We start from the raw sequence: 15,387 nt of genomic DNA, 5'->3' as shown, positions 1-15,387 counted from the left end.
TTCAAAGGAGTGGGTATGCGTTGGAGTGAGGAAGGGTTCAACCATCTGCTTCACCTACGTTTGGATTGGGTAAACGGAAGATTTGATGACCAACTCTTCTCCCCCCAATAACTAAATACGCCCCCTCGGATGGTTTCAACCCGTCTACATTGTTAGATCCTTACCCAAAGTCTCATACTTCTACTGGGGATCCACTTCCCATACCTATAGTACTATGCTCGAATCATGCACTCCTTGTCCTGTTGTCCCTTGATCCATCGGCAAAAGAGCAAACTGTGTAGCAAGGCGACCGCGTGATGTTTGCGCTTATCTTATTCGAATTTCAAAGCCGCCATAGTAAGGATCTGTGCCGCCTTTAGCACTTGGGCAACCTCCACATGCTCATCAGCAGAATGGGCGTACTCAATGGAGCCTGGTCCGAAGACTACCCCGGGCACTCCGGTGAACTTACTGGCATTGGTGCCAAAGTCAGCTCCCGCTAGTTTAGGGGTAATACCACATGCCAGAAAGCTTTCTTTCATACACTTGACAATCGGAGCATCCTTGGAAGTCTCCATGGGAAGGTCCACGTGATAGGGCTTTTCCATCGTGAAGGAAACATCCTCTAGTGTAGTTAGGGTCTGGGCAAAATCTGCCAGGACCTGATCTGGCTCCTCGCCCGGAATTAGACGTCGATCGATGTCGATCACACAACGTGCTGGCACCGTATTTCTCCCTTCGCCGCCTCTAATCATCGTCACACAAAGGGTAGGACTACCAACCTGAGGATGGACCTTGCTACTGCATAGGGGTATCAGCTGTTCTTCAATATGTTGCACCACCCGACTCATGTGGAAAATAGCATTAACCCCCTTGTGAACCTGGGAACTATGGGCCGCCTTCCCTTCCACCACCAATTGCCAGCGTAGCGAGGCCTTGTGGGCAATAACAACTTCTAGTTTTGTGGGTTCTCCCACTATAGCAGCATCAGCCTTAATCCCGCCTGCTACAAGGTGTTTTACTCCTCGAAAGCCACCCTCTTCATCTCCGCTGAAGCTAAGAAGCAGGTTTGACCTTGGCACAAGCCCATTGGTCCGCAGGGTCCTAAGGGCCAAGAGCATGGCCGCGATGGAAGCCTTATCATCGCAGGCTCCCCGGCCGTAGATGCATCCGTCCTTGTACTCAGCCCTAAATGGATCGCCCTTCATCCCCTCGGCCTGGACCGTATCGGTGTGGGCATCCCAAAGCAATGTCTTCTTTCCCACACTACCGGCAACGTAACCAAGACCGTTAGGCCTATTAGGGGCAAAATACTCTAGTTTCGTAGGTATATCCAATGTCCTCATATAGTCCGTAATAAAGAAAACTAACCTTTCCTCAGAACAATCCGCCGCATAAAGCGGATTGACGCTGGGAATGGCAATCAACTGTGCTAAAAGAGCACGGGCCTCATCCTCTCGGGGCCAAACAATACTACTAAGCACACAATTCACCTTCTTATGTTTTAGAACCCGATACCAGCTGCACCCCGAGCTGCCTCCTGAATGCTCTCTGCAAAGGTAGGATGAGCATGAATGGTCTTAGCAACGTCGGCAACCGTTGCCCCTAATTCCATTGCTAAAGCCCCTTCGGCAACTAACTCCGTGGCATGGGCACCAATAATATGCATCCCTAGAATCTCTCCCGTACCTACTTGATAGACCACTTTCACAAATCCTTCTGTTTCACCACCGGCTACGGCACGTCCATTAGCCACCAGGGAAAAGACCGATTCGGCACAGTCAAGTCCTTGGGCCTTAGCCTGTTCTAGGTTGATCCCCACCGCACCAATCTCAGGACTGGTAAAAATACCCCGGGGAATAACCCCATAGTTGACTGGGGATGGTTTTCCTAAGATGGCATTAACCGCCGCCAGTCCCTCTGCAGAAGCAACATGGGCCAGTTGCCATTTGCCCGTTACATCACCAATGGCATAGATTCCATCAATGTTGGTTTTCATATTCTCATCAACCTTGATGCCACCGCGCTTTTCCATTTCCACACCGATCTGCTCTAAACCCAGATCACCGTAGTAGGGCCGACGACCGACGGAAATAAGGACCTGATCAGCCTGGATAACATCTCCCTCGGGGAGCTGGGCAATAACCCCTTCATCGGTGATGTTAAGGTTACTGACTAGAGTATTGGTATGGATCACGATCCCCTGCTTCTTAAGACTTCTCAGCAACAAAGTGCTAACCTGGGCATCTTCCCCGGGGATTAACTGGCTTGCCGCCTCAACAATGCTTACCGAGGAACCAAGGGTATTGAAAATATAGCCCAATTCACAACCAATCACACCCCCACCGATCACCAAAAGCTTCTCGGGAATCTGTCGTAGTTCTAGTGCTTCCTTACTGGAGATAACCCGATCACCAAACTCTAATCCAAAAAGGGACACCGGCCGGGAGCCAGTGGCAACGATGATGTTCTTACTGGTCAACTCCTCAACCTGAGTGTTGGTCACTTGCACCGTATGTGGGTCAAGCAATGTGGCGTGACCTTGCAGTACGTTAAGCTTGTGCTTTCTAAACAGAAACTCAATGCCTTTTCGCAATCGGGTCACCGCTTGGTCCTTACGTTTTACTACCCTTTCATAATCAATCTCTACATCAACAACCCGAATACCGAAGTCCTTGCTGCGCTCTATGGTCTGCAGAATCTGACATGTACTAACCAATGCTTTCGTCGGAATACAACCCGCATTCAGGCAAGTCCCACCCACTACGTCCTCTTCAACAAGGACAGTCTTAAGTCCGTTATTTGCAGCATGCAAAGCAGCCACATAACCTGCAGCTCCAGCTCCTATCACTAATACATCATAGTCCACAGCATAACCTCCTAGGCTATCGGTTAATCCTAATAAGTATGGCGCATCAGACGACTGTCTACATTACGATGGTTTATGAAGGTACAGAAAAGCCTAGCTTCACTTCTATCCCCGGTACCGGTGAGGGGACCGATGTCCCCCGAACGGTACTGTGGTTACTGTACATAGCGACTTTGTCAACAACTTAAGGTATCCTAACTAAGACCTAATGCTCCACTAAGCCTTAAGCTTTTCTATGATTGCATCAGCCATTTCCTTTGTACCAACAGCTGTTGGATCGGTGGGATCGGGCTTCATATCGTAGGTGACCGACTTACCTTCTTTGATCACCGCAGCAACAGCTTGCTCCAATCGGTCTGCGGCCTCTTGCTCCTGCATATGCCGCAACATCATCACTCCAGAGAGAATCAAGGCCACAGGGTTTACCTTGTTCAGTCCCTTATACTTCGGAGCGGAACCGTGGGTGGCTTCAAAGACTGCCATCTCTTTACCAATGTTCGCACCCGGAGCCATGCCCAATCCCCCAACAAGCCCAGCACACAGATCGGAAATAATATCTCCATACAGATTGGGCAAGACCAAGACATCATAATACTCCGGCTTTTGCACAAGCTGCATGCACATGTTATCGATGAGGCGCTCTTCATACTCGATCTGTCCCTCATAGTCTTTAGCAACTTCCCGGGCCACATCATAGAAAAGACCATCGGTACATTTCATAATATTCGCCTTGGTGATCGCCGTCACCTTACGACGTCCATTGGCCACCGCATACTCAAAGGCATACCGGACGATATCCCTTGTACCGGTGACACTGATGGGTTTAATCGAAATTGCCGAATCGGGCCTGATCTTATCCTTTGCCATGGCAATAATCTGTTGGGCCTCGGCACTGTCCTTGGGAAACTCAACCCCCGCATACAGGTCCTCGGTGTTCTCCCGGATAACCACCAAATCTACGTCCTGGTACCGACTACGTACCCCAGGATAGTACTTCGATGGTCGCACACAAGCATAGAGCCCCAACTCCTGACGCAGCGTCACATTCACACTACGAAAACCATGGCCAATTGGAGTGGTAATCGGTCCTTTCAATGCTATCTTGTTTTTCCTAATCGATTCGAGCACATGGGCAGGCAGCGGAGTGCCATACTGATCAATCACATCAATTCCCGCATCAACAACCTCCCAATCTATCTCTACACCGGTGGCATCAATACAACGCCTTGCAGCATCGGCAATCTCAGGCCCAATTCCATCCCCTGGAATCAAGGTCATTTTATATGCCATCGTAGTCACTCTCCCTATTTCAGGTATCTAACTTCAAGTCCCCATGCTTTTGCACATGGGCTGCTAATCCACCATCCTGCAGAATCTGCAGCATCACCGGAGGCAAGGGGCTAAACTCCAGAGTAACATTTTGGGTCTTGTTCAGAATACGACCCATCTCTAGGTCTACTTCTAGCTCGTCCCCTTGCTGGATCTGATCCGTATCACAGATTAAAACCGGTAGTCCCACGTTAATCGCATTGCGGAAAAAAATGCGGGCAAAGGATTTGGCTAAAACCGCACTTACTCCTGCCAGCTTAATAATGGTCGGTGCATGTTCCCGACTAGAACCGAGACCGAAATTACTCCCGCCTACTACAAAATCTCCCTTTTGTACCTTCTTGGCAAAGTCAGGATCTGCATCTTCCAGCACATGCTTGGCCAGTTCAGGCAGATTGGAACGCAAGTGGAATAAACGGCCCGGAGCAATATGATCCGTGGAGATATTATCTCCAAATTTCCATGCTTCTCCCTGTAACTTCATGCCACCACCTCCCGGGGATCAGTAATACGGCCAGTAATCGCGGTGGCCGCCGCGGTCATGGGTGATGCCAGGTAGATAAACCCTAAGGGATTACCCAATCTTCCTTGAAAGTTGCGGTTCGAGGTATTCAAGGAAACCTCTCCATCCCCTAGGATCCCCTCATGGACACCGACACAGGGACCACAACCGGGCGCAAGTACATTGGCTCCCGCTTCTACAAGGGTCCGGATATATCCTGCGTCCAGAGCCTGTAGGAATACCTTCCGGGATGCCGGTACAACAATTAGCCGTACGTTTTTGGCCACCTTCTTACCCTTAAGGATGGCCGCAGCTGCCTGTAGGTCTTTTAGTCTGCCGTTGGTACAAGACCCGATGAAAACCTGCTGCACCTTGACATCACTAAGCTCCCTGGCGGGTTTTACATTATCCACAGTATGAGGACATGAAACCATCGGCTCTAGCTTCCCTGCATCAACTTGCAGTACTTGCTCATACAAAGCATCGGCGTCAGGGCCAAACTCCACATAATCCTCCGGCCGCCCTTGCTCCTTCAAGTACTCCAAGGTCTTGCTGTCTGGGGCGATTAGCCCCACCTTTGCCCCAGCCTCCACAGCCATATTAGACAGGGTCAACCGATCGGTCATTTTCATCTGTTCTATGGTGGAACCTTTAAACTCCAAAGCCTTGTAGGTCGCTCCATCCGCGGTAATCTCACCAATAATTGAGATGATCAGATCCTTGGAACAGACCTGCGCTGGTAGCGCACCGTTTACTTCAATGGAAAGGCTCTCCGGCACTCGAAACCAGGTCTTGCCCAAGGCCATCCCCATGGCCACGTCCGTTGAACCCATGCCTGTAGCAAAGGCCCCTAATGCTCCGGCGGTACATGTATGGGAGTCGGCACCAATCACCACATCTCCCGGTTTTGCGTATTCCTCAGCTACGATCTGGTGACATACTCCCTCCCCCACATCGGAAAGCCGCGCCCCGGTCTTCTCCGCAAAGGCACGGAGCAACATATGGTCATTGGACAACTCTTTCCGCGGGCTTGGCGATGCATGGTCGATGAATAAAATAGTCTTATCCGGATTGGCGGCCTTCACTAGATTGATCTTTTCTAGCTGGCGCACCGCCAAGGGACCAGTCCCGTCCTGGGTCAAGACCACATCTACAGGCACAATAGCGATCTCGCCAGCCTTAACGTCTCTTTTCGCTTTCATACTCAGTATTTTCTCAGCAAGTGTTTTCCCCAATCATATCCCTCCCCAATCAATCCAACTCCAGGCAGTATTGACTGTTTCCTAAATACCATTACCCAAAACCACAGTATATCATTTCTCATCTAGCCTGGCTACATCTGGCTCAGTTTTTCTGTCAATAGGTCCTTGGTACGCCGGGGATCTGCCTTGCCCTTGGTCTTGGCCATGATTTGGCCCATCAAAAATCCAAAGGCTCGATCCTTTCCGGACTTAAAGGATTCCACCGCATCTTGGTGCTCAACTAGCACCTGGTCAATGACACTAAGCAAAGCCGAATCATCGGAAATCTGTTCAAACCCCCGTTTCTTGGCAATGCTCTTTGGGTCTTCTCCGGTGGAGAACATCTCAGCTAGAATCTCTTTCGCCTGGGGCCCATTGATCTTCCCTTTCGATAGAAGTGCCAATAGCTCCCCAAGCCCCTTGGGCGTTAGAGAAGATCCCTCTAGGGCTGTATTTTGATCCCGCACGAGCCTAAGTACCTCGCCCATCAGCCAATTGGAGACCTGTTTCGGCTCCTCATATACCTTAATCACTTCTTCAAAGAAGTCGGCCATGAACTTATCATTGGTAAGCACCGCCGCATCATAGCTTGGCAGACTGTACTCCGCGATGAAACGCTGACGGCGTGCATTAGGCAGCTCCGGGAGGCTATCCCTTAAGGTTTCTACCCAGCTGGCATCAATAATCACCGGACGGATCTCCACTTCAGGAATGAAACGGTAGTCGGGGGCTTCCTTTTTACGCATGGATAGCGTCTTGCCCACCCCTTCGTCCCAGTGCCGGGTCTCCTCATCTATCTCCTCGCCAGCATCCAACAGCTCCCGTTGCCTTATTTCCTCATACTCCAGGGCCCGCTGAACTGCCCTAAAGGAATTCATGTTCTTAATCTCAACCTTGGCCCCAAACTTTGTGGAGCCCTTCGGACGCAAGGAGATATTAGCATCACACCGAAGGCTTCCTTCCTCCATCTTACAGTCGGAGACTCCTGTATACTCTAGGATGCTTTTTAGGGCCTCGAGAAACTCCCGGGCCTGGGCAGGACTTGCTAGATCCGGATCGGTAACGATCTCCAGAAGCGGAATCCCGCACCGATTGTAATCTAGCATCGAGGAACGTGCCTGCAGAATGTTGTCCCCTTCGTGGAGGGATTTACCGGTTTCTTCTTCGAGATGGGCTTGCCTGATCCGTACCCGCACAGGCCCCGCCTCTTCATCTTCAAATTCAACATACCCACCTACCGCTATAGGCAAATCATCCTGGGAGGTCTGATACGCCTTGGGTAAATCCGGGTAGAAATAACACTTGCGATCAAACTTAGCAATATCTTGGATTTGGCAATTAAGTGCGCAACCAGCCATGATGGCATAGGCCAGCGCCTTTCGATTAAGCACAGGTGTTGCGCCACCAAGTCCTAGGCAGACTGGACAACACTGGGTATTCGGTTCCTGTCCAAAGGTCGTCGCACAGCCACAAAACAGCTTTGTATCCGTCTTTAATTCCACGTGAATTTCCAGTCCAATAATCGTTTCATATTTGCTCATCTTCGCGCACCACCCTTCTAAATATTCTTCCCGGAACCGGCACACTCTTCTAGGAAGGAACCCACCTGGAAAAGGGTCTCTTCGCCAAAGGGTCTGCCAATTAACTGCAGTCCTATGGGCAATCCTGCTCCGTCAAACCCAAAGGGCAGGTTCATGGCCGGTACTCCCGCTAGATTAGCCGCCACCGTAAACCGGTCCGCATCATAAACCAAGGCAGGATCAAGATTGGTTGTCCCTAACTTGAAGGCTGTGGTGGGTGTAGTCGGTCCCAGAATCAGGTCAACATCGTCAAGCACTCGATGAAAGTCTTCCTTAATAAGCTGACGTACCTTCACTGCTTTGAGGTAACATTCTTCCCTTCGTTCCTTAACAAGCACCATGGCTCCAGTTAGGATCCGGCGCTTAACCTCAGGACCAAACCCTTGCCTGCGGGTGTTCTTGAACATGGTAGTCACATCCTGTGCGGACTCATCCCGCAGTCCGTAGCGTACACCATCAAATCTACCTAGGTTGGAACTAGCCTCGGCACAGGATAGGGCATAGTAGGCCGAAGGTCCGTGTCCTAGATGGGGCAATGAGATCTCCTGCACCACCGCCCCGGCATCTTTAAGAGCCTGGATGGCATCATGAATAGCCCCTTTGATCTCCCCTTGGAGATTACTTTGTAAGAACTCTGCCGGTACTCCTACGGTTAAACCGGCTATCTCCTTACCCAAAGCGTTAGGATAGTCCGCAACTTTGCTCCTTGAGGAGGTGGCATCCAAGGGATCGTGACCAGCCAAAAGTCTTAGGAGCAGGGCACAATCAGCCACATCCCGGGTAAGTAAACCAATATGATCAAAGGATGGCGCAAAGGAAATAAGGCCATACCGGGAAAGCCGCCCATAGGTGGGCTTAAGCCCCACCACACCACAAAATGCCGCAGGTTGTCTTACCGAACCCCCAGCGTCTGTTCCCAAGGCCCAGATAGCCTCTCCTGCGGCCACTGCAGCAGCGGAGCCGCCACTAGAACCCCCAGGAACCCGGGTCGGATCTACTGGGTTATGGGTCGGATAAAAGGCCGAGTTTTCCGTGCTAGAACCCATCCCAAATTCATCTAGGTTGGTCTTACCCACAAAGATCAGCCCCGCCTGCTCTAGTTTTTCACAGACGGTGGCTGCAAAGGGCGAATGATAGTCTTCTAGCATCTTAGATGCACACGTGGTGGGTAATTCCGTAGTACAGATATTATCCTTAATCGCCATGGGCAAACCTAGAAAAGGTTCGCTAGCACCATCTCTTTTAGCGTCTGCCGCCTTTGCTTTTGCGAGTATGTTTTCCGCATCATCGATAGTAATATAGGCTTTAACTTGGTCTTCTCTGGCTTGGATATTCCGTAGCAAGTCCTGGGCCAGTTCCTCAGCACTGATCTCTTTAGTACTGAGCATTTCAATCAATCTATGTGCAGGTAAATTGCAGAGTTTCACGGCAAGTCCCCCCTTTAATCCACAATCCGTGGTACTCGAAAATAACCGTCGACTGCTTCGGGAGCATTCTTAAGCACCTCTTCGGCGGGTAGGCTTGATGTTATAACATCCTCCCGGGTCGCCTCTTCTAAGGGTGCTGCCTGATAGGTTGTATCCACATCCTGTGTATCTACTTCAGCTAACCCCATCAGCCGATCAAGAATCTCGTTTAAGTCCTCGGCGAATTTAGCTAACTCATCGTCGGTCATGGCAATGCGCGTCATATCTGCCAGTCGTTCTACCTCTTTTTTGGAAATCACCGCAATCACTCCTCATCATCGACACCCAATAGGGCCAGTAATTCAGCTTGGCTCAGGGTGGTGATCCCTAATTCCTTGGCCCGTTCGTACTTGGAGCCAGGTCGTTCTCCTACAACCACATAATCGGTCTTACTACTAACCTGTGATACCACCTTACCCCCTAATTTCTCAATGAGCTCGGCAACCTCATCCCGGGAGTAATCGGGTAGGGTACCTGTAAGCACAAAGGTTTTACCACTAAGCGGCTGCTTTGTATCACTGTCTTCTGGTTCCGCAAGGTTAACTCCTGCCCCTTTGAGTCGCTCGATGATCCTCTGGTTTTGGGGCTCGGCGAAAAAGTCAATGATACTAGAGGCGATCTTCTCCCCGATCTCCGGTACGCTTAAAAGCTGGGTCAAGTCTGCCCGGATCAACTCATCCAAGGTACCAAAGTGCTTGGCTAAGAGCCTGGCGTTACTACTTCCCACATGACGAATACCCAAGGCAGCTAAAAGGCGAGACAGGGGTTGGGTCTTACTCCTGTTAATCGCAGCAATAAGGTTCTTTGCCGATCTATCTCCAAATCGTTCCAGACCAAGGAGGTGGTCGCAGGTCAAGTAGTATAGGTCCGCAGGATCTTGTACAAGACCGCTTTTCACCAGTTGGTTCACTACAGCAGGGCCCAATCCTTCAATATCCATCCCGGCCCGGGAGGCAAAATGCACCAGACCTTCCACCAGTTGAGCCGGACATCCCTTACCAACACAGCGGCTAGCCGCCTCCCCCTCTTCTCGCACAACATGAGCGCCACAGGCAGGACATAGTTTCGGCATGATGAACTGGCGCTCTGCTCCGGTACGTTTACCTGTGATCGGCCCAATCACCTCAGGAATAACATCCCCAGCCTTGCGAATAAGCACCCAATCCCCAATGCGGACATCCTTTGCCCGCACAATGTCTTCATTGTGCAAAGAGGCTCGACTGACTACAGATCCGGCAACCTCCACCGGTGTTAGCAGTGCCAAGGGAGTCAAGACACCGGTCCGTCCCACCTGGACAATAATGTCATTGACCTGGGTGGTCACCTCCTGGGCTGGGAACTTAAAGGCCACCGCCCAGCGGGGGGATTTTGCCGTATGGCCAAGCTGTCTTTGCTGACGGAGATCATTTACTTTGATCACAACGCCATCTATGTCATAGGAAAGCTCCTGTCGTTTCTCTTCCCAATTGCGGCAGTACTCCACCACCCCATCAATATGATCATAAAGCTCAATGTGGGGATTTACCCGCAGACCCAGTTCTTGAAAGTATATAAGAAGTTGATGGTGTGTCCTAGGGGGCACATCCTGCCCAAGGCCCATCTGGTAGATGAAGATGTCCAAAGGACGCTCGGCGGTAACCCGAGGGTCAAGCTGCCTGAGGGAACCTGCTGCGGCATTACGGGGATTAGCAAATAGGGCCTCCCCCTTTTGCATTCTCAATGCATTAAGGGCCTCAAAATCCCGGCGGTCCATATAGACCTCGCCCCGGACTTCAATCGTCACCGGCCTTTGCAGTCGCAGCGGGATACTCTTGATCGTCCGTAGATTGGCCGTGATATCCTCGCCGGAAAACCCATCCCCCCGGGTAGCACCCCGTACGAACTTACCATCCTCATAGTGCAAGGTGACGGCCAGCCCATCGATTTTTAGCTCCGCCACATAACCATCCACCGGTTCATTTAGGGCTTTTTCAGTACGGGAGGCAAAACTTCTGATCTCGGCATAGTCAAAGGTGTTCGCCAGACTAAGCATAGGCAGACGATGTGCTACCGTAGCAAAGGAGGTGAGAGCTTGCCCGGCCACCCGCTGGGTCGGTGAATCATCGGCGCGAAAATGCGGATACGCCTCTTCTAGTTCTACCAAGCGGGCATAGAGCCGATCATACTCCACATCACTAATCTCAGGAGCATCCAAAACATAATACAGATGATTATGACGGCGGATCTGCTCTTTTAGACTTTCTATCTCCCTAGCGACTTCATCTTGATTCTCATCCCATAGGGTGGCCTGATGATCCTTCAATCTGATAACCCCTTCATACCTTCTCAACCGGTGCGTAATCTAAATCCAATACCTTAACTCCTCGCTCAGGAAAAGCTACGGTAATCTCATTATTCGCTGCATTGACTACTGTACCAACCCCGAAAACCTTGTGCTTGATCTTTTCTCCCGGAGCAAAACTGGCGATATGTCTAGGTTGGGGCTCCTTTAACCGGGGTCCCCGCACCGCGCCCACCTCTTCAAGGAGTTCCCCTGGAATCTCACTGATGAACTGGGAGGGCATACTGTTGCGCGTCATCCCATAGATGGTCCGGTACCGGGCACAAGTTAGGTACAGTCGCTGCATCGCTCTAGTAATCCCCACATAGCAAAGGCGCCGTTCTTCCTCAAGTTGTCCAGGATCAAAGGCACAGCGGGAGTTGGGGAACATGCCATCCTCCATCCCAACCATAAAGACATAGGAAAATTCAAGGCCTTTAGCGGAATGCAGGGTCATCATGCTTACCGCATCGGCTTCATCATCCCAGTTATCCACATCGGAAACGAGAGTAACCTGTTCCAAGAATACGGCAAGATCACCGGACTGCTCCTGTAGGTCGAATTGCTTGGTGACTGTTAGCAATTCCTTGAGGTTCTCCTCCCTGGCCTCAGCCTCGGGGGTTTTCTCCTCACGGAGGGAAGCCAAATAGCCCGAATCCTGCATGATCTTCTCGGTCACCTCGGTGATTGACTTACCATCCAATAGCATTCTCTTGCAGTCCTCAACTAAGCGGGTTAAGACCTCAAGGGCACCACAGACCCGAGGACCTAGTCCGTCAATACCCCGCGGCTTGGTAATCGCTTCATAGAGCGAAAGCCCGTTTTCCTCTGCATACCTTTGTATTTTCTCCAATGTAGCCGGTCCGATACCCCGGCGGGGCACATTAATAATTCTTTGCAGGCTAAAATCATCGTCTTCGTTAACCACAATCCGCAAATACGCTAGCAGGTCCTTGATCTCTTTGCGCTCATAGAAGCGTGTACCCCCTAAGATCGTATAGGGTACTCCCCGGTACATGAATTCCTCCTCCAAGGCCCTGGATTGAGCATGGGTCCGGTAAAGAATCGCTGTGTTCTGGTAATCACCGATCCGTATGATCTCCCCCACGACAAATCTGGCCTCATCCCGCTCATCCTCGCCGGTAAATAAGAAGAGTTGGTCCCCCGGTCCATTGTCTGTCCAAAGTTTCTTATCCGGTCGCTCCGAATTATTCCTAATGACGTGGTTGGCGGCCTCAAGTATATTCTGCGTAGAACGGTAGTTCTGCTCAAGCTTGACCACCTTAGCCTCAGGATAATCCTTGGTAAAGTCAAGGATGTTACGAAAATCTGCGCCCCGAAAAGCATATATGGACTGATCCGCATCGCCCACTACACAAATATTCCGATGCTTCGCCGCTAACAGGTTGATCATTTTGTACTGGGCATGATTAGTATCCTGATATTCATCCACCAGGATCCACCGAAATCGGTCTTGGTACTTGGCCAAAACCGCGGGATACTCTTCAAGTAATTGGACGGTGTAAACCAGTAGATCATCGAAGTCACAGGCGTTGTAACGTCTAAGGACCTCCTGATAGCTGCGGTAAATCCGGGCAATGGTCTTCTCATAGTGATCGGTGGCTGTTTCTCCATACTGCGTTGGATTTAAGAGCTTGTTCTTCGCTTTACTGATCGCGCCTAATACCGCATTAGGCTCATACTGCTTGCTATCTAGGTCAAGGTTAGCAATGCAACTGCGAATTGCCGCCTTCTGATCTTGGGTATCATAGATTACAAAGTTAGATTTGAGGCCTAAGTGAGAAATATCCCGTCGTAGAATTTGCACGCAAGTGGCATGAAAGGTACCAATCCAGATATCTGTATGGGTACCAACAAGACTCTCAATCCGTTCCTTCATCTCGGAGGCCGCCTTGTTGGTAAAGGTCACTGCTAGGATTTGCCAAGGGGCAACTCCCATCTGCCCAATCAAATAAGCAATTCTAAAGGTGAGCACTCTCGTTTTCCCACTGCCTGCTCCCGCGATAACCAATAAGGGGCCATCCCCACATGTTACCGCCTCTTTCTGCCGTTCATTCAGTCCAGAAAGCAGGTTCAAAACACATCCTCCTTCAGTCTCTCCAGGTTATAAGTCACGGGTGTTTAGCTCTACCAAAAGCTCGTCCACGGAGATCTGTCGTGCCTTTAGGAGTGACAGTAGGCCTAACAACAGTTCCGATGAGTGACAGATTAGATCCTTTGGGCTGTCCTCTCCGGCCACAATCTTGCCCGCGACATCAAGAAGCCGGGTATTGATCTTTTCAAGATCACCCTCTTTTATGTTCTCGTACAGCTTCTCTAGGACATTCTCTTTACCATAGACTGCATTCACATCGAAGGTTACCTCACCGATTGTATCAGGTGTCCCCTCGCCCAAGGGATGATGGAAACAAGACCGGTGCCCAGTGTGACATGCTCCGGGTCCCACCTGTTCCACCTTGATCAAAAGTGTGTCCTGATCGCAGTCAGTAATGACCTCTTTCACAATCTGTACATGTCCAGAAGACTCGCCCTTCATCCAGTATTTCTGCCGACTGCGGCTCCAAAACCAGGTTCTTTTTGTCTCTAAGGTTCTCTTTACCGACTCCGGGTTCATGTATGCCAGCATTAGGATCTCGCCGTTTTGATAATCCTGGATAATCGCTGGAATCAGATCATCTTTGAACTTAAGATCTTCTATATTCATCTACCACGGCGCATAGTAAACACCATGCGCACACACCTCCTACTGCTTTTTGGATTGTTGGATGAGGGCAATGGCCGATTGAAGATCAAATCTGCCATCATACAATGCTTTCCCCACAATGGCACCAACCAGTCCTTGGGATGCTAATTGGGCTAGCCGCATTAGATCATCTAGGGAAGAGACGCCACCGGAAGCGATAATGGAAACACCTAGTTTAAGCATTTCCTCAAGGCTTTGGTAGTTCGGTCCTGTTAGCATCCCATCTCTGGCAATATCGGTAAAGATAATTGTCTTAACACCTAGATTTTTCATGCTAAGACCCAGTTCATAGGCAGATACATCGGTGCCCTCCTGCCAACCGGATACTGCCACCTGTCCATCCTTGGCATCAATGCCAACCACAATCCGTTCACCGTATAACTGACAAGCCTCACCCACAAGCTCCGGCTGTCTTTGGGCGATGGTACCCAAAATGACCCGACTGGCACCGGTATCAAGGACCCTTCTTATAGCCTGTAGGCTTCTAATCCCACCCCCTACCTGGATGGGAATTGATATTTCCTCTGCAATTGCTTCAATAACTGTTAGGTTCTTGGATGAACCGCTGAAGGCCCCATCCAGATCCACCACATGCAAAAGCGCGGCTCCTGCCACCTCAAATTCCCGGGCAACGGAGAGGGGATCATCACTGTAAATCGTTTGTTGATTGGGATCCCCTTGTAATAATCGCACGCATTTTCCTTCGCGCAAATCAATGGCTGGTATTACCTGCACTCTGTTTCCTCCTAATCCAATGTCCCCTTGGTCGAGGGTACCCCGGCGGAATCATCTCGACTACACGCCTGACGCAAGGCTAAGGCAACGGCCTTAAAGGCTGCTTCTGCTACATGGTGCCAATTAGCCCCACAAAGTACACGCACATGTAAAGTGATCCCGCCCCGGTAGGCTAGAGAACGAAAGAACTCAGGAATCAGCTGACCGTCCATAGAGCCCAAAGGCGCCTCCTCCAATCCCGCAAGCTCACCAAAGTAAAAGCCACGGCCACACAGGTCAACAGCTGCTAGCACCAAGGCTTCATCCATGGGAACACAGGCCTGGCCAAATCGGGTAATGTTCTCCTTATCCCCAAGGGCTTCGCTAAAGGCCCCACCAAGACAAAGCCCCACATCCTCCACCGTATGGTGGGAGTCAACTTCCAGATCCCCTTTGACCGTTAGGAGAAGATCAAACCGTCCATGCTTGGCAAAGGAAGCCAGCATATGATCAAAAAAGCCAATTCCTGTATCGATCTGATGCTTGCCAATTCCATCAATGTTCAAAGACAGCTTTACGTCAGTCTCCTTGGTCTTCCGATCTATTTGTGCTACGCGTTCCAC

General features: G+C 50.6%; 13 protein-coding genes. All 13 read right to left on the bottom strand.

The genetic code is table 11. From position 1 onward, the window contains the following. Positions 1-311: 311 nt before the first annotated feature. On the bottom strand, positions 312-1,463 hold the full coding sequence (locus tag M0Q40_07480) for a M20 family metallopeptidase (protein ID MCK9222448.1): 1,152 nt from the start codon (positions 1,461-1,463) through the stop codon (positions 312-314). Between the two features lie 20 nt (positions 1,464-1,483). Continuing rightward, positions 1,484-2,848 (bottom strand): dihydrolipoyl dehydrogenase, encoded by a 1,365-nt coding sequence (lpdA, locus tag M0Q40_07475; protein ID MCK9222447.1) that lies wholly within the window; start codon positions 2,846-2,848, stop codon positions 1,484-1,486. 216 nt (positions 2,849-3,064) lie between these two features. Then, the gene (locus tag M0Q40_07470; protein MCK9222446.1) at positions 3,065-4,138 is read right to left on the bottom strand and encodes an isocitrate/isopropylmalate dehydrogenase family protein; all 1,074 of its coding nucleotides are present in this window, start codon (positions 4,136-4,138) and stop codon (positions 3,065-3,067) included. A 19-nt stretch (positions 4,139-4,157) separates the two neighbouring features. After that, a complete protein-coding gene (locus tag M0Q40_07465; GenBank protein MCK9222445.1) occupies positions 4,158-4,661 on the bottom strand; it encodes a 3-isopropylmalate dehydratase small subunit in 504 nt (167 codons plus the stop codon). Further along, the gene (locus M0Q40_07460) at positions 4,658-5,914 is read right to left on the bottom strand and encodes a 3-isopropylmalate dehydratase large subunit (protein MCK9222444.1); all 1,257 of its coding nucleotides are present in this window, start codon (positions 5,912-5,914) and stop codon (positions 4,658-4,660) included. Before M0Q40_07460 ends, M0Q40_07465 begins: the two co-directional genes overlap by 4 nt. A gap of 98 nt (positions 5,915-6,012) precedes the next feature. Continuing rightward, on the bottom strand, positions 6,013-7,461 hold the full coding sequence (gene gatB, locus M0Q40_07455) for an Asp-tRNA(Asn)/Glu-tRNA(Gln) amidotransferase subunit GatB (protein MCK9222443.1): 1,449 nt from the start codon (positions 7,459-7,461) through the stop codon (positions 6,013-6,015). A 17-nt stretch (positions 7,462-7,478) separates the two neighbouring features. Next, a complete protein-coding gene (gatA, locus tag M0Q40_07450; GenBank protein MCK9222442.1) occupies positions 7,479-8,927 on the bottom strand; it encodes an Asp-tRNA(Asn)/Glu-tRNA(Gln) amidotransferase subunit GatA in 1,449 nt (482 codons plus the stop codon). A gap of 14 nt (positions 8,928-8,941) precedes the next feature. Then, a complete protein-coding gene (gatC, locus tag M0Q40_07445) occupies positions 8,942-9,226 on the bottom strand; it encodes an Asp-tRNA(Asn)/Glu-tRNA(Gln) amidotransferase subunit GatC (protein MCK9222441.1) in 285 nt (94 codons plus the stop codon). A gap of 5 nt (positions 9,227-9,231) precedes the next feature. Further along, on the bottom strand, positions 9,232-11,268 hold the full coding sequence (gene ligA, locus M0Q40_07440; protein ID MCK9222440.1) for an NAD-dependent DNA ligase LigA: 2,037 nt from the start codon (positions 11,266-11,268) through the stop codon (positions 9,232-9,234). 13 nt (positions 11,269-11,281) lie between these two features. Beyond that, a complete protein-coding gene (gene pcrA, locus M0Q40_07435; GenBank protein MCK9222439.1) occupies positions 11,282-13,384 on the bottom strand; it encodes a DNA helicase PcrA in 2,103 nt (700 codons plus the stop codon). A gap of 27 nt (positions 13,385-13,411) precedes the next feature. Continuing rightward, complete coding sequence (hisI, locus tag M0Q40_07430) at positions 13,412-14,011, bottom strand: phosphoribosyl-AMP cyclohydrolase (protein ID MCK9222438.1); 600 nt, start codon at positions 14,009-14,011, stop codon at positions 13,412-13,414. A gap of 39 nt (positions 14,012-14,050) precedes the next feature. Then, positions 14,051-14,785 carry a 1-(5-phosphoribosyl)-5-[(5-phosphoribosylamino)methylideneamino]imidazole-4-carboxamide isomerase gene (hisA, locus tag M0Q40_07425; GenBank protein ID MCK9222437.1) on the bottom strand — a complete coding sequence of 245 codons (735 nt, stop codon included), beginning with the start codon at positions 14,783-14,785 and terminating at the stop codon, positions 14,051-14,053. 11 nt (positions 14,786-14,796) lie between these two features. Then, positions 14,797-15,387: an imidazoleglycerol-phosphate dehydratase HisB gene (gene hisB, locus M0Q40_07420; GenBank protein MCK9222436.1), complete on the bottom strand. Its 591-nt coding sequence runs from the start codon at positions 15,385-15,387 to the stop codon at positions 14,797-14,799.

Source organism: Limnochordia bacterium, assembly GCA_023230925.1.
Lineage (GTDB): Bacteria > Bacillota > Limnochordia > DUMW01 > DUMW01 > JALNWK01.
This window is presented reverse-complemented; position numbering and strand designations above follow the sequence as displayed.

Coding starts and splice junctions, on each gene's coding strand:
- gatB (MCK9222443.1), bottom strand. CDS start 7,461: ATGAGCAAATATGAAACGATTATTGGACTGGAAATTCACGTGGAATTA.
- hisI (MCK9222438.1), bottom strand. CDS start 14,011: ATGAATATAGAAGATCTTAAGTTCAAAGATGATCTGATTCCAGCGATT.
- M0Q40_07465 (MCK9222445.1), bottom strand. CDS start 4,661: ATGAAGTTACAGGGAGAAGCATGGAAATTTGGAGATAATATCTCCACG.
- M0Q40_07470 (MCK9222446.1), bottom strand. CDS start 4,138: ATGGCATATAAAATGACCTTGATTCCAGGGGATGGAATTGGGCCTGAG.